19 protein-coding genes are annotated in these 19975 nt (G+C 56.1%); 16 read left to right on the top strand and 3 right to left on the bottom strand.

Annotation, left to right across the window (positions count from 1 at the left end; translation table 11 throughout):
- Window position 1 precedes the first annotated feature (1 nt).
- From ACIGG6_RS10705 to ACIGG6_RS10670, 8 genes are all read left to right on the top strand, one after another.
- Entirely contained in the window at window positions 2-886 is an 885-nt protein-coding gene (locus ACIGG6_RS10705; protein WP_399844412.1) for an urease accessory protein UreD, read from the top strand.
- Between the two features lie 33 nt (window positions 887-919).
- Window positions 920-1222, top strand: coding sequence for an urease subunit gamma (gene ureA / locus ACIGG6_RS10700; protein ID WP_016915359.1), 303 nt, complete (start codon window positions 920-922; stop codon window positions 1220-1222).
- Between the two features lie 24 nt (window positions 1223-1246).
- The gene (locus tag ACIGG6_RS10695; RefSeq protein WP_089674735.1) at window positions 1247-1555 is read left to right on the top strand and encodes an urease subunit beta; all 309 of its coding nucleotides are present in this window, start codon (window positions 1247-1249) and stop codon (window positions 1553-1555) included.
- A 161-nt stretch (window positions 1556-1716) separates the two neighbouring features.
- On the top strand, window positions 1717-3432 hold the full coding sequence (ureC, locus tag ACIGG6_RS10690; RefSeq protein WP_213262662.1) for an urease subunit alpha: 1716 nt from the start codon (window positions 1717-1719) through the stop codon (window positions 3430-3432).
- Window positions 3433-3589: 157 nt separating this feature from the next.
- Window positions 3590-4153: an urease accessory protein UreE gene (gene ureE / locus ACIGG6_RS10685; protein WP_339117905.1), complete on the top strand. Its 564-nt coding sequence runs from the start codon at window positions 3590-3592 to the stop codon at window positions 4151-4153.
- On the top strand, window positions 4131-4856 hold the full coding sequence (locus tag ACIGG6_RS10680) for an urease accessory protein UreF (protein ID WP_399844410.1): 726 nt from the start codon (window positions 4131-4133) through the stop codon (window positions 4854-4856). Before ureE ends, ACIGG6_RS10680 begins: the two co-directional genes overlap by 23 nt.
- 26 nt (window positions 4857-4882) lie before the next feature.
- Entirely contained in the window at window positions 4883-5515 is a 633-nt protein-coding gene (ureG, locus tag ACIGG6_RS10675; RefSeq protein ID WP_399844409.1) for an urease accessory protein UreG, read from the top strand.
- 309 nt (window positions 5516-5824) lie between these two features.
- Complete coding sequence (locus ACIGG6_RS10670; protein WP_399844476.1) at window positions 5825-7609, top strand: methyl-accepting chemotaxis protein; 1785 nt, start codon at window positions 5825-5827, stop codon at window positions 7607-7609.
- Here ACIGG6_RS10670 and ACIGG6_RS10665 read toward each other — a convergent pair.
- Genes ACIGG6_RS10665 through ACIGG6_RS10655 form a run of 3 tightly spaced genes read right to left on the bottom strand, consistent with a single transcriptional unit; the run spans window position 7606 to window position 11747 of the window.
- Window positions 7606-9570: an aconitate hydratase gene (locus ACIGG6_RS10665; RefSeq protein ID WP_399844408.1), complete on the bottom strand. Its 1965-nt coding sequence runs from the start codon at window positions 9568-9570 to the stop codon at window positions 7606-7608. The two genes, ACIGG6_RS10670 and ACIGG6_RS10665, sit on opposite strands and share 4 nt — an antisense overlap.
- Window positions 9571-9629: 59 nt before the next feature.
- The gene (locus ACIGG6_RS10660) at window positions 9630-10538 is read right to left on the bottom strand and encodes a hydroxymethylglutaryl-CoA lyase (protein ID WP_399844407.1); all 909 of its coding nucleotides are present in this window, start codon (window positions 10536-10538) and stop codon (window positions 9630-9632) included.
- Between the two features lie 12 nt (window positions 10539-10550).
- Complete coding sequence (locus tag ACIGG6_RS10655; protein WP_253506243.1) at window positions 10551-11747, bottom strand: CaiB/BaiF CoA transferase family protein; 1197 nt, start codon at window positions 11745-11747, stop codon at window positions 10551-10553.
- A gap of 193 nt (window positions 11748-11940) precedes the next feature.
- Between ACIGG6_RS10655 and ACIGG6_RS10650 the strand changes: the two genes are divergently transcribed.
- From ACIGG6_RS10650 to ACIGG6_RS10615, 8 genes are all read left to right on the top strand, one after another.
- Window positions 11941-12852 (top strand): LysR family transcriptional regulator, encoded by a 912-nt coding sequence (locus ACIGG6_RS10650; RefSeq protein ID WP_399844405.1) that lies wholly within the window; start codon window positions 11941-11943, stop codon window positions 12850-12852.
- The gene (locus ACIGG6_RS10645; RefSeq protein ID WP_253506241.1) at window positions 12849-13571 is read left to right on the top strand and encodes a haloacid dehalogenase type II; all 723 of its coding nucleotides are present in this window, start codon (window positions 12849-12851) and stop codon (window positions 13569-13571) included. Before ACIGG6_RS10650 ends, ACIGG6_RS10645 begins: the two co-directional genes overlap by 4 nt.
- Entirely contained in the window at window positions 13568-14524 is a 957-nt protein-coding gene (locus tag ACIGG6_RS10640; RefSeq protein WP_399844404.1) for a LysR family transcriptional regulator, read from the top strand. Before ACIGG6_RS10645 ends, ACIGG6_RS10640 begins: the two co-directional genes overlap by 4 nt.
- Window positions 14525-14843: 319 nt before the next feature.
- On the top strand, window positions 14844-15854 hold the full coding sequence (gene dctP / locus ACIGG6_RS10635; RefSeq protein ID WP_399844402.1) for a TRAP transporter substrate-binding protein DctP: 1011 nt from the start codon (window positions 14844-14846) through the stop codon (window positions 15852-15854).
- A gap of 15 nt (window positions 15855-15869) precedes the next feature.
- A complete protein-coding gene (locus ACIGG6_RS10630) occupies window positions 15870-16502 on the top strand; it encodes an isochorismatase family protein (RefSeq protein ID WP_399844401.1) in 633 nt (210 codons plus the stop codon).
- A gap of 12 nt (window positions 16503-16514) precedes the next feature.
- Window positions 16515-17528, top strand: a complete 1014-nt coding sequence (gene dctP / locus ACIGG6_RS10625) for a TRAP transporter substrate-binding protein DctP (RefSeq protein WP_399844400.1) — start codon at window positions 16515-16517, stop codon at window positions 17526-17528.
- 46 nt (window positions 17529-17574) lie between these two features.
- Complete coding sequence (locus ACIGG6_RS10620) at window positions 17575-18063, top strand: TRAP transporter small permease (protein ID WP_399844398.1); 489 nt, start codon at window positions 17575-17577, stop codon at window positions 18061-18063.
- Window positions 18064-18073: 10 nt separating this feature from the next.
- Entirely contained in the window at window positions 18074-19375 is a 1302-nt protein-coding gene (locus ACIGG6_RS10615; RefSeq protein ID WP_399844397.1) for a TRAP transporter large permease, read from the top strand.
- Window positions 19376-19975: the final 600 nt, after the last annotated feature.

Genomic DNA, 19975 nt, shown 5'->3' with positions numbered 1-19975 from the left:
CATGATGTTAAGCGAACTTGCCCCACCCGCTGCTGGTTCCGGCCACCGCTTTGACGCCGAGCGCCGCTGGGCCGCCTCGCTGACCCTGCGTTTTGCCAACCGCGATGGCGTGACCCGGTTAGTGCAAGCGCGCCACCAAGGTCCGTTACGGGTACAGCGCCCCTTCTACCCAGAAGGCAGCCAGGAAGCGTGCCACGTTTACGTATTGCACCCGCCCGGCGGGCTCGTGAGCGGTGATGCGCTGACCATCCGTGCTCATATCGAGCGCGAAGCCCATGCGCTGCTCACCACACCCGCTGCCAATAAGCTCTACAAAGCCGACAGCCAAGGCGTGGCCTGGACACAGCACACCGAGCTGACGGTAGAAGAGGGCGGCACCTTAGAGTGGCTACCCCAGGAAACCATCGCGTTTAACGGCTCAAAGGGCACTCAACGCACCCATATTGCGCTGCAGGGCAATGCTCGCTGCCTAGGCTGGGAAGTGATGGCACTCGGCCGCCCGGCCAGTGATCTGCCCTATGTCACGGGGCGCATCGAACAGCACTTTCGCTTAACCCTGGATGGCAAGCCGCTGTGGCTTGAACGCCAGCCGCTGGACCCCGCACACCCACGCTTTGCGGGCCGCTGGGGGCAGGGTGGCGCCACGGTGCAGGCCACGCTCTGGGCGGTGGGTATTGACGATGCCGCTGCGGCCATTGAAGCACTGCGCGAAGCGCTGCCGGATAACCCCCGCTGGGCGGTAACCGTACGCCACGGCGTACTGCTGCTGCGCTATCTAGGCACTTCTCGTAACGAAGCCTGGGCGCTGTGTGAGCAGGCCTGGCACCTGCTACGGCCGCGCTGGATCGAGCGCGAAGCGCACACGCCGCGCATTTGGCTAACTTAATTGGCAACACGCTGATAACGCTGGAGACACTCCATGGAACTGACCCCACGAGACAAAGACAAGCTGATGCTGTTTACCGCCGCCCAGCTTGCCGAGCGCCGCAAAGCGCGTGGTTTAAAACTGAATTACCCCGAAGCGGTAGCGCTGATCAGCTTTGAGATTATGGAAGGCGCGCGAGATGGCCGCAGCGTGGCGGATTTAATGAGCTACGGCCGCGAAATCCTCACCCGAGACGACGTGATGGAAGGCGTGGCGGAGATGGTCGATGAAGTACAGGTGGAAGCCACCTTCCCCGACGGCACCAAGCTGGTCACCGTTCACACGCCGATCAACTAATTCATCCACCGTTAGGAGAGCGCCATGATTCCAGGACAGTATCAGTTACAAGAGGGTGATATCGAGCTGTGCGCGGGTCGCGAGCGTATCACCGTGGAGGTGGCCAACACCGGCGACCGCCCCATTCAGCTTGGCTCCCACTACCACTTTGCTGAAGCCAACCCCGCGCTGGTGTTTGACCGCGATAAAACCCGTGGCTACCGCCTGGACGTCGCCGCCGGAACCGCTATCCGTTTCGAACCCGGCCAAACCCGCGAAGTCACGCTGATTCCGTTTGTCGGCAAGCGGGAAATCTACGGCTTCCGTGGCGATGTGATGGGGCCGCTCGATTAGCCAACGGATTAATAAAGAACAACCGACGGTAGGGCGGGCATCGGCTGGGTGACTGTCTGCGCCATGGATGGCGCAGTCAAGCTTACAGGGATGTATTCACAGCGTGTCACACAGACGATGGCCGCCCAGCACTGGACTCAACGCTTGAGGCAGAGGCAAATATGAAACCGGTAAACAAGATCAGTCGGCAAGCCTATGCCGATATGTACGGCCCCACCGTAGGCGACCGCGTGCGCCTGGGTGACACCGAGCTGTGGATCCAAGTCGAAAAAGACGCCACCCACTACGGTGAAGAAGTAAAGTTCGGCGGCGGCAAAGTTATCCGCGATGGTATGGGCCAAAGTCAGCGCCAGGACGCCTCGGTGATGGACACCGTGATCACCAACGCGCTGATTTTAGACTGGTGGGGCATCGTCAAAGCCGATGTAGGGCTGCAAAACGGCCGCATCGCCGCCATCGGCAAAGCAGGCAACCCCGATACCCAGCCCGATGTGGAGATTGTGATTGGCCCCGGCACCGAAGTGATTGCGGGCGAAGGCAAAATCCTCACCGCAGGCGGCATCGACGCCCACATCCACTTCATCTGCCCCCAGCAGGTCGAAGAAGCGCTGATGAGCGGTGTTACCACCATGCTGGGCGGCGGCACCGGCCCCGCCACCGGCTCCAACGCCACCACCTGCACCCCCGGCGAGTGGCACATTGGCAAAATGCTTCAAGCGGTAGATGACCTGCCCATGAACATCGGCCTGCTCGGCAAAGGCAACGCCAGCCTGCCGGAAGGGCTCGAAGCGCAGTTGGAAGCGGGCGCGATGGGCCTCAAGCTGCATGAAGACTGGGGCACCACCCCCGCCTCGATTGATACCTGCTTAAGCGTGGCGGAAAAGTACGATGTGCAGATCGCCATTCACACCGATACGCTCAACGAATCCGGCTTCGTGGAAGACACCCTAGCGGCGTTTAAAGAGCGCGGCATTCACACCTACCACACCGAAGGCGCAGGCGGCGGCCACGCCCCGGATATCCTCACCGCCTGCTCCAAAGAGTACGTGCTGCCGTCCTCCACCAACCCCACGCGGCCCTACACGGTGAACACCATCGACGAGCATCTCGACATGCTCATGGTCTGCCACCACCTGGACCCCAATATCCCCGAAGATGTCGCCTTTGCGGATTCACGTATTCGCCGCGAAACCATCGCCGCCGAGGATATTTTGCACGACCTGGGCGTGATCTCGATGATCGCCTCCGACTCCCAGGCCATGGGCCGCGTGGGTGAAGTGGTCTGCCGCACCTGGCAAACCGCCCACAAAATGAAAGTGCAGCGCGGCCTGTTGCCGGAAGATGAAGCGCTGGGGGCCGATAACCTGCGTGCTAAACGCTATATCGCCAAGTACACCATTAACCCCGCCATTACCCACGGCATTGCCCATGAAGTCGGCTCGATTGAAGTCGGCAAGCTGGCGGATTTGGTGCTGTGGAAGCCTGCTTTCTTTGGCGTCAAACCCGCGCTGATTCTGAAAGGCGGCATGATTGCCGGTGCGCCCATGGGCGACCCCAACGCCTCGATTCCCACGCCGCAGCCGGTGCACTACCGCCCTATGTTCGGCACCTTTGGCCGCGCCGCCAGCCAGACACGGCTCAACTTTGTCAGCCAAGCGGCAATAGACGCAGGCATCAAAGAGCGCCTTGGCTTACAAAGCACGCTTTCCGCCTGTAAAAACGTGCGCGGCGTGCGTAAAAAAGACATGAAGCTCAACGATGCCTGCCCAGAACTCACCGTCGACCCGCAAACCTACGAAGTGCGCTGCGACGGCGAACTGCTTACCTGCGAGCCCGCGACCGAGCTACCGCTGGCGCAGCGGTATCACTTGTTTTGAATGTAGGGTATACCCCACGTGACACGAGAGCCGGGAGCAGCCCGTAGAGAGGGTCTTTTGCCATGGATGGCAAAAGTAGCGTACAGGGATGTATTCACAGCGCCCTCTCGTAGGGCTGCTCTCGGCGAGCCTCAAAGGCTATACCAGGACGATATCGATGTTGAAACTGATTGAACGCCTCGGCCCCATAGATGAGGGCACCGCCAGCGACACGCTGACACTGCCCTTCGAGCTACGCATTCGCGGCCGCTTAAAAGCCGAAAGCGACAGCGGCCAGCCGCTAGGGCTGTTTCTGGATCGCGGCCCCGTGCTGCGCGATGGCGAAGGCCTGAAAGCCGAAAATGGCGAGATCGTGCGCATTTGCGCCGCGATCGAACCCGTGGTGACCGCGCGAGTGAGTACTGGCTTACCGCTGGCCCGGCTGGCTTACCACCTCGGCAATCGCCATGTGCAGCTCGCGCTAGGCGAAGACGAGCAAGGCGGATGGGTGCGCTTCCCGCCCGACCATGTCCTCGAAGAGCTGGCTGAGCTGCTGGGTGCCACGCTTGAGCACCACAACGCCACCTTCGACCCCGAACCGGGCGCTTACAACCAAGTGGGCGGTGGGCATTCGCACAGCCATTCGCACGGTCATGGCCACGCTCATTCCCACGACCACGACCACGACCACGACCACGACCACGACCACGACCACGCGCATGAGCACCACCATGCCCACTGAACAGCCCTCAGACCTCGCCCTGCTAGGGCTGATGCAGCTCGTCAGCCCCGCGCTGCCCATTGGTGCCTTCGCCTTTTCCCAAGGGCTGGAGAGCGCTTTTGAGTTGGGCTGGGTGAGTGATGAACCCAGCCTCTCTCATTGGCTATCCGGCGTGTTAGAGGATGGCCTGAGCCGCTGCGAGCTGCCGCTGATCGAGCGACTGTATCGCGCTTTCGAGCACCAAGATGGCGCTGCGGTGGCAGAGTGGGACGACTGGCTGGCCGCCACCCGTGAAACCGCTGAACTCGCCGCTGAAGACAGCCGCTTGGGTGCATCGCTGAAGCGGCTACTGGGCAGTCTCGACCTATTACCCAAACATGAAGGGCTGCCCAGTGAAGACTCACTCACGCCCTTGCTACCGGTGCAGGCAGGCTATGTGACCCTATTTGCCTGGGCGGCCTACCAGCGCGGTATCCCTGTGCGTCAAGCGCAGCTCGGCTTTAGCTGGGCGTGGCTGGAGAACCAGCTCGCGGTGGCCTGTAAAGCGCTGCCGCTGGGCCACACTGCTGCCCAGCGCATTATCGAACAGTTACGTGGCGAACTGGTGAATGCCGTCGAGAAGGCCCAGCGGCTAGACGATGACGAGCTTGGCCCTGCGCTTCCCGGCGTCGCGCTGGCCAGCGCCCTACACGAAACCCAATATTCCCGTTTGTTTAGAAGCTAACGAGCGTTGTTATTTAGGAGAAAACCATGACTCACTGTTTACGCGTTGGCGTGGGTGGCCCGGTTGGTTCAGGTAAAACCGCCCTGCTCAAGCAGCTCTGTACCGCGCTGCGAGACCACTATGACATTGCCGTCGTCACCAACGATATCTATACCCGCGAAGACGCCGATTTCCTGCTAAAGCACGATGCGCTGCCCGCCGACCGTATTCTCGGCGTAGAAACCGGCGGCTGCCCGCATACGGCGATTCGGGAAGATGCCTCCATGAACCTAGCGGCGATTGACGAGCTACACGCCCGTCATCCCAAGCTGGAACTGGTGCTGGTGGAGTCCGGCGGTGACAACCTTTCCGCCACGTTTAGCCCCGAGCTTTCTGATCTGACGCTCTACGTGATCGACGTGTCGGCAGGCGACAAAATACCCCGCAAAGGTGGGCCTGGCATCACCAAGTCGGACCTGCTGATTATCAACAAAATCGATATTGCTGAGCAGGTTCACGCCTCACTGGAGGTGATGGAGCGCGACTCAAAAAAAATGCGCGGCGAGCGCCCGTTCGTGTTCACCAACCTCTACGATGGCGTCGGGCTTGAAGAGATCATCCGCTTCATCCTCGATAAAGGCATGCTGGACGAGCGTCGCCCACAGGCGGCGTTAGCGTAAGGTTGTTCTTCTCTAACTGAGCAGCAAAAAAAGCTGCCCAGCTCCTGAATTAAGGGAGCTGGGCAGCGTTGTTTCATGGCTATCAGCGTGCTGAAACGGGCCATCCCTGGCCTCCACAGTTCTACAATGAACTGATAGGTTGTTGATATCCTTAACTTATGTTATGAAAATCTGTTTTGTCGCATTAATTTATTGTTCATAAAGTAAAAAATCATGAGAAGTGACTAAAGCTGACACACTTTGTGCCGATAAACAAAACACCGATTACAACGCATATTTCCCACTTGATTAGGCTAGAACTCGAACATGATGGCTACTTCTGAGAAGAGAAGTCGTTGGGCCTTGGGTTTGCATACCAAGGTGCTGATGCTGGTATTACTCCCCTTGCTGTTGGTCACCGTTGTCTTGGTCTGCTTTGAAGCGTATCGCAGTGCCAAGGACACCCACGAGGCTCTAGTAGGGCAGCGCGAGCTGTTAATTGAAGAGCGTCGTGCCGCAGTGCGCGATATCGTGCAGATGGCAACAACGGCTATCGCCCCGATTTATGAAAACGCCGGTGCCAATGACCGTGAAGCAAAGGAGCGCGCTGCTGAAATGCTGCGCTCCATGCGCTTTGAAGGCGAAAACTATATTTTCGTATATGGGTACGACGGTACCAACATCGTATTGCCTCACTCTCCGGAGCGTGAGGGTCAAAACCTGAGAGACCTGCAAGCACCTGATGGCACCTATATCGTGCGGGATTTCATTCGAGTTGGCCAAGATGGCGGTGGTTTTTACGAATACCCGTGGGAATACCCCGGTACCAATGAGACTAAGCCCAAGCACTCCTACATTGATCGTTTAGAAAAATGGGGCTGGATTGTAGGCGCTGGTGTGTATGTAACAGATGTTGATGAAGCAATGGCCGAGTTAGAGGCTGCTGCCGCTGCCGACCTACGAAATGCGATTATATTCGCAACGCTGTTGGGCGCTGCACTATTTGCAGCTATTGCTCTGCTGGCCTTTGGCTTTGTGCGTCGTATTGTCGGGCCGATAAAGCGTACCGCTGATGCGATGAGGGATATTGCGCAAGGCCGGGGGGATCTCACCAGCCGCCTAGCGGTGGAAGGCAATGATGAAATCGGTAACCTCGCCGTACAGTTCAACGCGTTTGTAGCGCGTATGCAGGATACCTTGCGTGATGTTCGCCGCAGTACCACCAGCGTTTTCTACTCAGCCGAGGAAATTTCCCGAAGCTCAGAAGATCTAGCCACACGTACCGAGCAGGCTGCCGCCAACCTGCAGCAAACCTCGGCCTCTATGGAAGAGATTACGTCCACTGTGAGCCACAGTGCTGACAATGCCCAACAGGCCAACAAGCTGGTGCAGTCCACTGCGGAAGTGGCCCACCAGGGTGAAGAGGCCATGGGGCAGGTAGAAAACACGATGCGCGATATCAACGACTCGGCTACGCGCATCAGTGAAATCATCACCATGATTGATGCGATTGCCTTCCAGACCAACATTCTGGCGCTAAACGCCTCGGTGGAAGCTGCCCGTGCGGGTGAGCATGGCCGTGGCTTTGCGGTGGTTGCTCAAGAAGTACGCACCCTGGCTAGCCGTTCTAGTAATGCCTCTAAAGAGATCCGCGCGCTGATCGATGCCTCGGTGCAGCACACCCACACCGGTGCGGAGCTGGTGCGTAACGCGGGTGCCACTATGCGTGAAATTGTGGAAAGCGTCTCGAAGGTCACCGATGTGATTGGCGAGATTAGTGCAGGCGCCAAAGAGCAGAGCAGCGGTATTGGCCAGATCAACACCGCCGTGGCCGAAATGGATACCATGACCCAGCAAAACGCTGCCATGGTGCAAGAGTCCACTACGGCCGCTGCGGATATGCGCCGCCACGCTGAGCACCTTAATGAGCTAGTCAACTCCTTCGTATTAGGGGAAGACGACTCACAAAGCCAGACAACATCCCAGTTGAAAGGCCAGTCGCGCCAAGCGCTGCCTGCCAGCCGGTCCGGGACCAGCCAAGAGCTCAAGCGCCCGGCACTCTCCTCTAAACCTGCACCCACTAAAGCTGGTGGAGACGACTGGGAAGAGTTTTAAGCGTTACGTTTGCGAAGGTGGTTGATGACGCCCCCCTGGGTAATCAGTTCTCGCTGGCGGGGGCTGAGCCCATGATGCAGCGTCATCTCACCTTTACCGGGGATATGCGCCGTTAGCGTCTCTCCGCTTTCCAACTGCGCGTAGACATCCTTGATCACTATGCGGTCACCTTGCGCTAGCTGAGCGATGTCTTCCTCGCGGGTAAAGGTTAGCGGCAGCGCACCAAAGCAGATCAAATTTTGCCAGTGAATACGCGCAAAACTCTTCGCCACCACCACCTGCAGCCCTAAGTAACGCGGCACCAGCGCGGCATTTTCTCGGCTGGAGCCTTGCCCATAGTTGGCCCCCCCAATAATCACGTGCCCGCCCTGAGTACGGGTGCTTTCTGCGCGCTCGGCATAATCCGGGTCGACCGCTTCAAACGTGAACGGTGCCGAAGCATACACGCTGCTCCAATACGGGAGCACCCGCTGCCCGGCAGGCATAATGTCGTCGGTGGAGATGTTGTCGCCCGCCACCAGCAGCACGGGTACATCCAAACGATTAGGCAGAGGGCTAAGCTCTGGTAGGGCCGGGGTGTTTTCGGTTTTTTGCAGTGCTTTAAGCTTTGCCTCATGGGGTGGCAGCGGCGCATTAAACAGCGCGCGGTTTACTTCGATTTGGGCGGGCTCCTTGGGGCGCGGGTAGGGCATATCGAGAGTGCGCGGGTCGGTAATTACCCCCGCCAGCGCTGAAGCCGCCGCGGTTTCTGGGCTGCACAAAAACACGCTGTCTTCCCGCGTGCCGGAGCGCCCTGGGAAGTTGCGCGGCACGGTGCGCAGGCTATTGAGCCCCACCGCCGGGGCCTGGCCCATACCAATACAGCCATTGCAGCCTGCTTGGTGCAGGCGGGCACCGCTGGCGACTAAGTCGGCTAAATAGCCCTGCTCAATCAGCGTGGTCAGCACTTGGCGGGAAGAGGGATTGATGTCCAGCGAGACGCCATCGGCCACCTGCTTGCCCCGCACGATTTCGGCCACCACGGCAAAGTCACGAAAGCCCGGGTTGCCTGACGAACCGATGTAAGCCTGATGCAGTGGTTTGCCCGCTGCTTCCCGCACGGTGACGACGTTATCGGGGCTGGAAGGCAGCGCAATCATTGGCTCCAGCTTGCTAAGGTCAAGCGTTTCGTTCAGGTCGTAGTGGCAGCCGGGTTCGGCGGACAGCGCGACCCAATCGTTTTCTCGCCCTCGGGAGGCTAGAAAGCGCCGGGTCTCGTCATCACTGGGGAACACCGTGGCCGTTGCCCCCATTTCGGTGCCCATGTTGGCGAGCACATGGCGGTCCATGGCGGACAGGTGCTTTAGCCCCGGCCCGTAATACTCAATCATGGTGTTTTTGCCGCCTGCCACGCCGTGGCGGCGCAAAAGTTCCAGCACAATATCTTTCGCTGAGACCCAGTCAGGCAGTTGCCCTTCGAGCTTAATGCCCCAGATTTTCGGCATGGTGATATACAGCGGCTCGCCCGCCATCGCCATCGCCACTTCAATACCGCCTGCGCCAATCGCCAGCATGCCGAGCGCGCCTGCTGCCGTGGTGTGGCTATCGCAACCCACAATGGATTCACCGGGCACCCCAAAATTTTCCATATGCACCGGGTGGCTAATGCCGTTGCCGGGGCCGGAGTACCACACCCCAAAGCGCTCGCAGGCGCTCTTTAAAAACAGGTAGGTTTCGGCATTTAGGTTATCGGCCTGCACCAGGCCGTGGTCGATGTACTGCACGCTGGGCTCAGTGTGTACCCGGTCAAGCCCCATGGCTTCTAGCTCTAGCATCACGAGAGTGCCTAACACATCTTGCAGCAGGGCTTGGTTAATGTGCAGGGCGATTTCACTGCCGGGGGTTAGCTCACCGCTGATTAAATGGCGCTGAATCAACTGCTGGGCAAGGTTTAACGGCTGAACAGGGGAGGAGTCGGACATTGTTTTTCACCAAATTGTCGTTGTTATCAATTATTCAGGGATGCAAGGAAGAAACGCGGTCAGGGAAGGGGGTAACAGCGATCAGCACTGCCCGCTTTCACCACTTGCCCCGGCGTCTCATGGCCGATCAGCTCGGGCAGAGTGGCGGAAATGTCCAGCAGCGCGGGTAGGTTCACGCCGGTGGCAACGCCCATTTGTTCGAACATATGCACTAAGTCTTCAGTGCACACATTGCCTGTGGCACCGGGGGCAAACGGGCAGCCGCCTAAGCCACCTAGCGAAGCATCAAACCGAGTAATGCCCGCTTGCCACGCCGCTAGGGCATTTGCCAAGCCCATGCCTCGGGTATTGTGGAAGTGAAGCGTAAACGGCACGCCGGGAAAGCGTTCCAGCACTTGGCGGCACAGTGCCGCTACCTGGGCGGGGTTCGCCACGCCGGTGGTATCGCACAGCGTGATGCCTTCTACCCCCAGCGCCAGTTGCTGCTCAATAAGAGTGAACACGCGCGCCTCCGGCACCTGCCCTTCAAACGGGCAGCCAAAGGTGGTGGAGAGCGAGGCATTGATGAAGACACCGCTACCGCGCACCGCCTGAATAATGGCGGCAAACTGTGTCAGCGACTCCTCCGGCGTCATGCGCAGATTTGCGCGGCCGTGGGCATTGCTGGCCGACATTACCAGATTGATCTCATCCACGCCGCAGGCCAGCGCCCGCTCGGCACCTTTTAGATTGGGTACCAGTACCGTGACGTCCACACCTTCGCGGCGCTGAATAGCACTCACCACATCGGCGGCGTCGCGCAGGTTGGGAATGGCTTTGGGAGAGACAAACGAGGTCGCTTCGATACGGGCAATGCCGGTGGTCGTTAACGCATCAATCAGCGCGATTTTCTGCTCGGTGGGGATAAAGCGCTCCTCGCTCTGAAAGCCATCGCGTGGTGCTACTTCGTTAATTTGTAACGTCGTCATGGGGTTCTCCACTTAAATAATGCCTGCCTGACGCAGCTTGTCCCGCGTAGCGGCATCAATGCCCAGCTCCTCGAGCACGTCATCGGTGTGCGCGCCCAGCTTTGGCCCGCCTTGCCCCAGCCTGCCGGGGGTGGCGCTCAGTTTGGGCAGCACGCCCGGCACCTTGAGCGGGCGACCATCGGCGCGGGTAACGGTTTGAATCATCTCGCGGGCGAGGTAGTGGGGGTCGTTGGCAATATCGGCGGCGGTGTAGGGGTAACCTGCCGGTACGCGGGCATCATCTAAAGCGCTAAGAATATCGTCCCGGTGGCGGGTTTGGGTCCAGGCCTCAATGGCAGCGTCGATCTCACTGGCGTGTTGGCTGCGGCCATCGTTGTGGGCCATGGCGGGGTGGTTGGCTAAATCCTCCCGGCCAATCACTCCCATTAAGCGCTTGAAGATGCTATCGCCGTTACCGGCAATCAACACGTACTCGCCCTCGCGGGTGCGGTAAGCGTTTGAGGGCGTGATGCCTGGAAGCGCGCTGCCGCTGGGCTCGCGCACGTGGCCGGTGGCATCAAACTCCGGCAGTAGGCTCTCCATCATGGCGAATACGGATTCGTATAACGCGACATCAATCTCTTGCCCTAAGCCGCTGCGCTGGCGCTCTTGCAGGGCCAGCAGCGTGCCGATCACCGCGTAGAGTGCCGAGAGCGAATCGCCAATGCTGACCCCTACGCGCACTGAAGGCTCGCCCGCGTGGCCGGTTAAATAGCGCAGCCCACCCATGGCTTCACCAATCACTCCAAACCCTGGCTTGTTGCGATAGGGGCCGGTTTGGCCAAAGCCTGACACGTGCACCATGATCAGCTTGGGGTTAATCGCCGCCAGCGCCTCATAGCCCAGCCCCCAGTTTTCCAGAGTGCCAGGGCGGAAATTTTCGACCACCACATCGGCTTCGGCGGCCAAGCGGCGCACCACGTCTTGACCCTCTTGGCTGCGAAGATCAAGCGTCACCGAGCGTTTTGTGCGACTTTGTACATGCCACCACAGCGAGGTGCCCTCTTCGAGAATACGCCATTTGCGAAGCGGATCACCGGCTCCGGGTGGCTCCACCTTAATCACGTCGGCACCAAATTCACCCAGTAGTTTGGTGGCAAAGGGGCCGGCAATCAGTTGACCAAGCTCTACGACTTTAAGGCCATCGAGGGGAAGCTGGCGGGTGGTCATAATAAAAGCTCCTGGTAACGCTTAGCAGCCAAGCGCGTGCTGAAGTAGCGAGTCTTAATGTCTTGTTGTCGGTTAAGCATCTGTGAGCCTGCTGAGCATCACAATTAGGCAATCAGGAACCAGGCGTTCGCCAGCGACGAACCCTACAACCGGCGACCAATGCGGCCCATTTAATAACAACGTGGTAAACGTGATGCTGCGATTTGATTTTGTAACGCTGAAACTGTTTGTGGCGATTGCCGATGAAGGGCGTTTAACCGCGGCTGCCGAGCGTGAGCATTTGGCGCTAGCAGCGGTGAGCAAACGGGTGAGCGATTTAGAAACGCTGGTGGGTACCGAGCTTTTGTATCGGCGGCCGCGAGGCGTAGAGCTGACTCCGGCGGGGCGCGCTTTTTTGCACCATGCCCGGCGCATTCTGGAAGACGTGGCACGGTTACAGGCGGAGCTCAGTGAGTATGGGGAAGGGGTTCGAGGGCATGTGCGCATTCACTCCAATACCTCGGCCATTATTGCGTTTTTGCCGCAAGATTTAAGCGCCTTTGCCATCGAGTACCCGCAAATCAAAATCGATTTGCAGGAGCGCACCAGCAGCGAAGCGATCACCGCTGTGCGCGATGGCGTGGCAGATATCGGCATCTTTGCCAGCCACGTCGCTGCCGATGATTTAGAAGTACGCCCCTACCGGCGCGACCAGCTGGTATTGGTCACGCCGCAAGATCACCCGCTGGCGGTGCATGACAAGCTCTATTTGCATCAGGCGGCCGAGTACGACTTTGTCGGTTTACAGCAGGATGCCTCGCTGCAATCACTGCTCCATGAGCAGGCAAGCCAAGCGGGCCGGACCCTGCGCATGCGCATTCAAGTGCGTAGTTTCGACGCCATTTGCCGCATGATTCATTACGGTATGGGCATCGGTGTGCTGCCCCAGCGCACGCTGTACCGCGACCTTAACGACCTCAAACTACGCATGATCCCGCTCGCTGACGAGTGGGCCACCCGCGAACTGGTGATTGGTATGCGCCACTACGCGGCGCTGCCCGTGGTATCCCGCCACTTGGTCGACCACTTGCTAACCCTCACAGACTCCACAGGAGAGACTCCATGACAACAGGCATTGCCCACGAAATAAAAGCGCTCACCTTTGATGTGTTTGGCACGGTAGTGGACTGGCGCAGCAGCGTGATTCGCGAAGGCGAACAGCTGAACCAAGCCAAAGGGCTGAACGTCGATTGGGCAAGGTTTGCCGACGAGTGGCGGGCAGGCTATGCCCCGGCGATGAACCGTGTGCGCCAGGGGGAACTGCCCTGGACCAAGCTGGATGACTTGCACCGGATGACCCTCGACCAGCTGCTGATTGCCTTTGGTATTGCCGACCAGCTAGATGAGGATGAAAAAGCGCACCTGAACCGCGTGTGGCACCGCTTAACGCCCTGGCCTGACAGCGTGGAAGGCCTATTGCAGTTAAAACAGCGATTTATATTAGCGACACTCTCCAACGGTAACGTCTCGCTGCTGGTGAACATGGCTCGCCATGCCGGGCTGCCCTGGGACTGCGTGCTCTCCTCTGAGCTTGCTGGGCACTACAAGCGCGACCCGGAGGTGTACCACATGGCGGCCAATCTCCTGAGCCTAAACCCCTCGCAAATCCTGATGGTGGCCGCTCATCAAGATGATTTACAGGCTGCCCACCGGGAAGGCATGCGCACCGCCTTTGTGAAGCGCCCGCTGGAGTTTGGGCCAGATGCCACGCCGGATTTAAGTATCGACCCCTGCTTTGATTTCGTTGCAGAAGACTTCCTCGACTTGGCGCGGCAGCTCTCATGAAACTCGACCCGACCTCTCTCAAGCTGTTCGTGAAAGTGGCCGAGCTAGGTACTATTACCGGGGCAGCCGATGCCTCTTTTATGGCCACCTCGGCCGTGAGTAAACGCCTCAGCGAGCTGGAGGCGTACTTCAATACGCCGTTGCTGAAGCGCAATAATCGAGGCATCGAACTGACGCCTGCGGGGAGTGCGCTGCTAAATCTCTCTCGAGGCGTGCTGCACAATTTAGAAGACCTCGACCTGCAAATGCGCGACTACGCCAGCGGCCAGCGGGGCATTGTACGGGTGTTTGCCAATATGTCGGCGATTACCCAATACCTACCCCAGGAGATGCGCGCTTTTTTTGAGCTGCACCCGGATATCGGTGTGCAGCTTGAAGAGAAGGTCAGCCCGATCATTACCCGCGAAGTGATGAACAATAACGCCGACATCGGCGTGTGCGCGCAGATGCTGCACGGCTATGACCTGATCGAGTTCCCTTACCACGTGGATGACCTAGTGTTGGTGGTGCCACAGCAGCACCCGCTGGCGCAACGGGAGAAGGTGTTTTTCCGCGAGTGTTTGGACTACCCCCATGTAGGGCTGCACACCGCCAGCGCTATTAATTTAGAAATCATGCGGGCGGCCAGCATGGCTAACAAAACCCTGCGAATTCGTATTCAGGTGACCAGCTACGATGCGCTGTGCTTGATGGTCCAGGCAGGGCTGGGCGTGGGTGCCCCGTGGGGCGATTCGTCAGTACGTGGATGGGCTCAATGTGAATGTGCTGTCGATACAAGACGACTGGGCGCGGCGCAAACTGAGTATTTATGTCAGAGATTTAGACCGGCTTTCTATGGCGGCAAGGGTGCTGGTGGAGCATTTTATTCAGGCCGCCAGCGGCGCTTCTCCACCGCCTTAAAGGGAAATCGACGGCGCTGCTTTCGCGATTGGAGAAGGCAGGTTCATCAATGACCAATATACACACCTATGGTTTAGCGTTATCAATCTACACACCAATAAGCTAATTCCACTTGCTTACTTGGTTCTCGGGAGAGGTACGGCAAAGGCCTCCCACAGCACACAACATCACAACATGCTTCCCGACGCGTTGAGGACTAATAATGACTAAATTAACACTACGCCACTTGCTTCCTGCTTCTCTTAGTAATCAACCATGTCCAAGGCAAAAGGATGAAATTCATTAGCATAAGCTATATCGAAGGCTTGAAAACTAATCCAAAAAGTTAAAATTGAACGTTATTGCTAACAATCAACAACAGTAGGTATAACAATGAATAAATTAGCAGCGATTTCTAGTATCCCTGTAACAGCACTGGCTCTGGGAGCTTTCTCGTTCAATGTGAAAGCATCTGAGGAAGTTTACGAACTGATATTCTCTACCTATCTACCGCCTTCATATGAGTATATCTACACACCTGCGGAAAACTTCGTCAATAAGATACAAGAGCGAAGTGACGGTAGATTAAAGGTCGATATTTTCCATTCCGCACAGCTTTTTGAGGGACACGATGAACTCTCAGCACTTTCAAGAGGCGACATCGATATTACTAATATGACGGGTACTTACCCAAGCGCTAGTGTGCCCAGCCTTGGCATTTTTGCATTACCTTTCATGTTCGATGATATCTCTCACCTGGAAAGAGCCATGGAAGCCGGTTTGCTTGATGCCGGTCTTCGTTCCGAGTTGGAAGACGACCACGATACCGTGATTCTTGGGGTGGCTCCCTTGGATCCATACGAACTCTACAGCCGACAAGACCCGATTACTGAGAAGGAAGATTTTTCCGAGAAAGTATGGGCAACCACCGGGGCCACCGATGCAAAAGCCATCCAGCTACTAGGCGGGTCCCCGACAGGCATGTCATCTTCGGAACTCTACCTCGCCTTTGATCGCGGTGTCGTTGATGCTACGCCTCGTCCATTGATTACCGGGCTTGGCCGCAGCCTTGATGAAGTGGTTAACCACATCACACTGACCTCCTTCTTGATAGATACCTCCATCCTGGCCATTAACCGTGATTCTTGGGGTAGGCTGCCCGAGGACCTTCAGACAATCATCCGTGAAGCGGCCGCTGAGCGCGATGCTGAACAGTACGCAATGGTGGAAGACTTCATTTCCAGTACGATCGAATACTACGAGAAGAATGGTGTGGAAATACACCAGCTGCCTGAAAAGACAATTGCTCAACTTCGTGAAGCCACGGCACCGGTCATTAAAGAGTGGTCAGCCAGCGTCGAAAATGGTGAGCGGTATCTCGAAATTATTGAAGAAACACGCTAACAAGGACAAAACATCATGACGGATACTGCCAATATAAAAAGCGGTTTTGGTGGTTCACTTACCATAGGTCAACGCCCCGCCCTGCTTATCGTCGACTTTCAGCGAGGTTTTACCGAACCTGAAATTAGCCCTCTGGCCTCGGATTGCTCGAAGTCGATTGCCGCCGTCAATCAGCTGATTCGGGCGATTCGGCCTCATGGGCCCGTTATATTCACTGTCTGCAGCTATGCTCCAAATCTCATCGATGCTGGCATATGGAGCCAAAAATGCCCCACCCTTTCGACCTTGCTGAGAGGATCTACTGCCTGCGAACTTGATCCTACCATAGAGGCTACCGAGGACGATCTGGTCATCGAAAAGACACAGGCCTCTGCCTTCTTTGGTACGCCGGTCGCCGGAATCCTCAGCGCTATGAAAGTCGACACCCTCTATCTCGCTGGCTGTACTACCAGCGGCTGCATTCGAGCCTCGGTCGTCGATGCCCTACAACATGGATTCCCACCGTTCGTGGTCGAGGAGGCCTGTGCCGATCGCTCGCCTCAACAGCACGCGAGCAACCTCATTGACATGCAAAACAAGTACGCGGAAGTCATCAACCTACCTACGGCGCTATCGCAGCTGAGCCGTATGTCTATCACTAACAATTAAGTAGGTGACACTATGAATATCTCAACATTTGCGACACGTACCGTAACCCCCGTTTTCGGCATGCTGTTTATGCTCTCCTCTGCGCAGCTACAGGCGCAGGAAACCTTTGAGCTAACATTCTCCACCTACCTGCCTCCAGCATACGAATACGTATGGGAACCTATCGAGGCGTTCATAGAGCATGTTGAGACAGAATCAGAAGGTACGGTAAAGATCAATGTCTTCCACTCAGGGCAGCTTTTCGGCGCCTATGAAGAGCTGCCCGCCCTATCGCGAGGCGATATTGACATCACTAACATGACTGGCACCTATCCTGGCGGTACGGTCGAGGCACTTACGCTGTTCACCATGCCATTCATTTTTGATGACGTGAATCACATGCGGCGCGCCCTGAAGCAAGGGCTGCTGGATTTGGGCATGCGCCAGGAACTCGAGGAACAGCATGATACCCATGTGCTGGGGGTAGCCCCATGGGATCCGTATGAGTTCTACACGAACGGTTTTGCCATTGATTCCGTGGATGACTTCGCTGATAAGACCTGGGCAACCACCGGTGCGACCGATGCAAGGGCATTGCAACTACTTGGAGCCGCGCCCACCGCCATGTCTTCGTCGGAACTCTATCTCTCCTTCGAGCGCGGCGTAATCGACGGCACGCCTAGACCTCTATTGACCGGGATGGGCCGCAGCCTCTACGAAGTGACTGACCACCTTACCCTGGCCAACTTCGCTATCGATACTTCTATCTTGGCCGTCAATGCTGAGACCTGGAATGCCCTTCCAGAAAATATCCAATTGATCCTAGAAGAAGCCGCCGCTATTCGAGACGAACGTCAGTTCGAAATGGTCAACGAATTTATCGACAGTGCGGTAGCAGAGTATGAAACACTTGGCATGACCGTCACCACTCTTGATGACGAGACTATCGCTCAGCTGGCTTCACGTACTCAGACTTCCATTGATGAATGGGTCGAATCCGTTCCCAATGGAGAAAAGTATATCGAACTCATCGAAGCTACGCGCTAAACAGCCTGAGGGAAATGGACTTCCCACTTTTCTCATTGAGGCCACTATGAAGTTTTCAATAAAGTTCTTATCGAAGCTGGGATTTCAATCGGGAAGGGGCGGTATCGTCATTGCCGAGTTAGCCCTTGTCGGACTAATGCTGCTGACCGTCTATGCCGTTTTGGCACGCTATGTGTTTCGGAGCCCTAGTATTCATGCCCTGGAGGTCAGCCAGTACCTATTGCTAGTAATCTCCTGGATGTCGATTGGCTGGGTATTAATAGTGGGACGGCACGTCCGAATGGAAGCGCTCTATAACGTGTTACCGCGAACGCTCAAACTTTCCGCAAACTTGATTAGCAAATTGGCCATTATCCTATTTTCTGGTGTGCTGATTTGGGCGGGTAGCGTCAATGTCATGACAGCGCTGGAAAAAGGCTATCGCTCGTCTTCGCTATTGAGTTTTCCAATGTGGGTGCCCTACCTCCTGATTCCCCTCGGGGGCATCCTGTTGCTCCTAGCAGCGCTATCCATCTCTCCAAAAGAGACAGAATAAGGACAACATGATGGACTCCACTTCTATATTCCTCTGGTTATTAGGCGCTTTTGGCTTCTTGCTAGCTATCGGCGCGCCAGTATTCGCTGCACTAGGTGTCTCCAGCATCTTGGGCATGTACTTCATCGGCGGATCGTCGTCACTTATGACGATCCCTTCCATCCTCTATCGAGGTATGACTAGTTATTCGCTGATCGCTATTCCCCTGTTTATCCTCATGGGAGAGGTCATAGCGAGAACCAACCTGGGAGGCAGGCTCTTTACGCTTTTCTATCTCTGGCTCCATAGGCTACCTGGGAGCCTCGCCATGGCTAGCGTAGGCAGTTCAGCCGTCTTCGGTGCCATGAGCGGTGTCAGCGTTGCCGGTGCCGCAACTATTGGCCGTTTCGCTATCCCCGAAATGATCAAGCGCAATTACTCCCCAAGCCTAGCGGGTGGCTCGGTTGCCGCTGCCGGTGCTTTAGCTCTACTGATCCCTCCCAGTATAGGTTTCATTCTCTACGGTGAGATCGCCAACCAATCCATTGGACGCTTATTTATCGCGGCTATAATACCCGGAATCATGGTGGCCATATTAATGGTGATCTATATTGGCCTTCTAGCGATTATCCATCCCGCCTCTGCGCCGCGGATCAAGGTTCAAGTGACCTGGACTCAGCGCTTCAAAGCGCTTAAGGATATTTGGGCAGCCATGGTGTTGGTGCTTCTGGTACTTGGGAGCATCTATCTCGGCGTGGCCACACCCACAGAGGCAGCTGGTCTAGGGGCCATCGGTGCATTCGCGATAGCGGCCCTATATCGCCAGCTTGAACTACCGACCTTCTTCGACATCATCCGTTCTACAGCGGTTACCAGTGGAATGATCTTACTGATTCTCGCGGCTGCTTTGCTGTTTGGCTGGGTCATTACCCGATTGATGATTCCACAAGAATTGGTGATGTGGATCAGCGGTATGGATGTTCCTGCTTGGACAATTTTCTTAATGATTCTGCTGTTCCTCTTAGTGATCGGCATGTTTCTTGATATTGTATCGATCATCTTGATCGCCACACCTATCGTATTGCCGGTCATCGAACAACTAGGTTTTAGCCCGATCTGGTTCGGAGTGGTAATGATCATTACCTGTGAAATGGCCGTGATCACTCCTCCTATAGGGCTGAATCTTTATGTGATCAAAGGAGTGGCTCCGAATATCTCGCTGGCAGATATCATCAATGGAGCCTTGCCGTTCGTGTTAGTAGAAGCCTTTGCAATCCTGCTGCTAATTCTGTTCCCGTCTATTGCGCTCTGGCTTCCTAATTTCATGTGGTAGTAGGCCAATCCTACATATATCACGTCTTTCTCATGAAGTTGATCTTAAAATAGTGGATAGAAATCTCTGTACTAATCAGTTTTTACGTAAATTAAATGATTCTAAGAGGTCATCCACTATGAATAATAGATTGCCGCCTTGTCACTATCTGGTAAATAAGCCATTTACGTTCATTTGAACAATGATTACCACTGCGGATAATGGCGGCCTTGAGCTTCTCTAAACCCTCTATATCCAATGGGTTTTAAGGTCAGCTGGTCGATATACATGACCCATTTCGCGTACACTTTTCGCAGGCAAGGTAGCTACGTATCATTATCTTGCAAAGCGCCATAAGCTGGGCATATCTGAATGATATCGCCTAGCTCAATAGCGATTCGCTATTTATGTGTTTATAAACGTACCGAATTTTTTTGTTGATGGCTGTGAAAGCTTCTTTTTGTTAAAATAATAAGTTGAGAATTTTTGGCGAGTATTTAGATGGTGACTAATAAACGGTCGTTTATTAGGGAAGGTCTGAATAATTACCGATATTCGTCAACGCTCACTTGAGCTGATAAAAAATTGCAAATTTAGGCACTATTTTCCCGTTCTTTGTGC

It is taken from the genome of Vreelandella lionensis, assembly GCF_044543515.1.
Lineage (GTDB): Bacteria > Pseudomonadota > Gammaproteobacteria > Pseudomonadales > Halomonadaceae > Vreelandella > Vreelandella lionensis.
The sequence above is the reverse complement of the archived record's forward strand: the minus strand, read 5'-3'. Positions and strand labels throughout refer to the sequence as shown.

Coding starts and splice junctions, on each gene's coding strand:
- ACIGG6_RS10705 (WP_399844412.1), top strand. CDS start 2: ATGATGTTAAGCGAACTTGCCCCACCCGCTGCTGGTTCCGGCCACCGC.
- ureA (WP_016915359.1), top strand. CDS start 920: ATGGAACTGACCCCACGAGACAAAGACAAGCTGATGCTGTTTACCGCC.
- ACIGG6_RS10695 (WP_089674735.1), top strand. CDS start 1,247: ATGATTCCAGGACAGTATCAGTTACAAGAGGGTGATATCGAGCTGTGC.
- ureC (WP_213262662.1), top strand. CDS start 1,717: ATGAAACCGGTAAACAAGATCAGTCGGCAAGCCTATGCCGATATGTAC.
- ureE (WP_339117905.1), top strand. CDS start 3,590: ATGTTGAAACTGATTGAACGCCTCGGCCCCATAGATGAGGGCACCGCC.
- ACIGG6_RS10680 (WP_399844410.1), top strand. CDS start 4,131: ATGAGCACCACCATGCCCACTGAACAGCCCTCAGACCTCGCCCTGCTA.
- ureG (WP_399844409.1), top strand. CDS start 4,883: ATGACTCACTGTTTACGCGTTGGCGTGGGTGGCCCGGTTGGTTCAGGT.
- ACIGG6_RS10670 (WP_399844476.1), top strand. CDS start 5,825: ATGGCTACTTCTGAGAAGAGAAGTCGTTGGGCCTTGGGTTTGCATACC.
- ACIGG6_RS10665 (WP_399844408.1), bottom strand. CDS start 9,570: ATGTCCGACTCCTCCCCTGTTCAGCCGTTAAACCTTGCCCAGCAGTTG.
- ACIGG6_RS10660 (WP_399844407.1), bottom strand. CDS start 10,538: ATGACGACGTTACAAATTAACGAAGTAGCACCACGCGATGGCTTTCAG.
- ACIGG6_RS10655 (WP_253506243.1), bottom strand. CDS start 11,747: ATGACCACCCGCCAGCTTCCCCTCGATGGCCTTAAAGTCGTAGAGCTT.
- ACIGG6_RS10650 (WP_399844405.1), top strand. CDS start 11,941: ATGCTGCGATTTGATTTTGTAACGCTGAAACTGTTTGTGGCGATTGCC.
- ACIGG6_RS10645 (WP_253506241.1), top strand. CDS start 12,849: ATGACAACAGGCATTGCCCACGAAATAAAAGCGCTCACCTTTGATGTG.
- ACIGG6_RS10640 (WP_399844404.1), top strand. CDS start 13,568: ATGAAACTCGACCCGACCTCTCTCAAGCTGTTCGTGAAAGTGGCCGAG.
- dctP (WP_399844402.1), top strand. CDS start 14,844: ATGAATAAATTAGCAGCGATTTCTAGTATCCCTGTAACAGCACTGGCT.
- ACIGG6_RS10630 (WP_399844401.1), top strand. CDS start 15,870: ATGACGGATACTGCCAATATAAAAAGCGGTTTTGGTGGTTCACTTACC.
- dctP (WP_399844400.1), top strand. CDS start 16,515: ATGAATATCTCAACATTTGCGACACGTACCGTAACCCCCGTTTTCGGC.
- ACIGG6_RS10620 (WP_399844398.1), top strand. CDS start 17,575: ATGAAGTTTTCAATAAAGTTCTTATCGAAGCTGGGATTTCAATCGGGA.
- ACIGG6_RS10615 (WP_399844397.1), top strand. CDS start 18,074: ATGGACTCCACTTCTATATTCCTCTGGTTATTAGGCGCTTTTGGCTTC.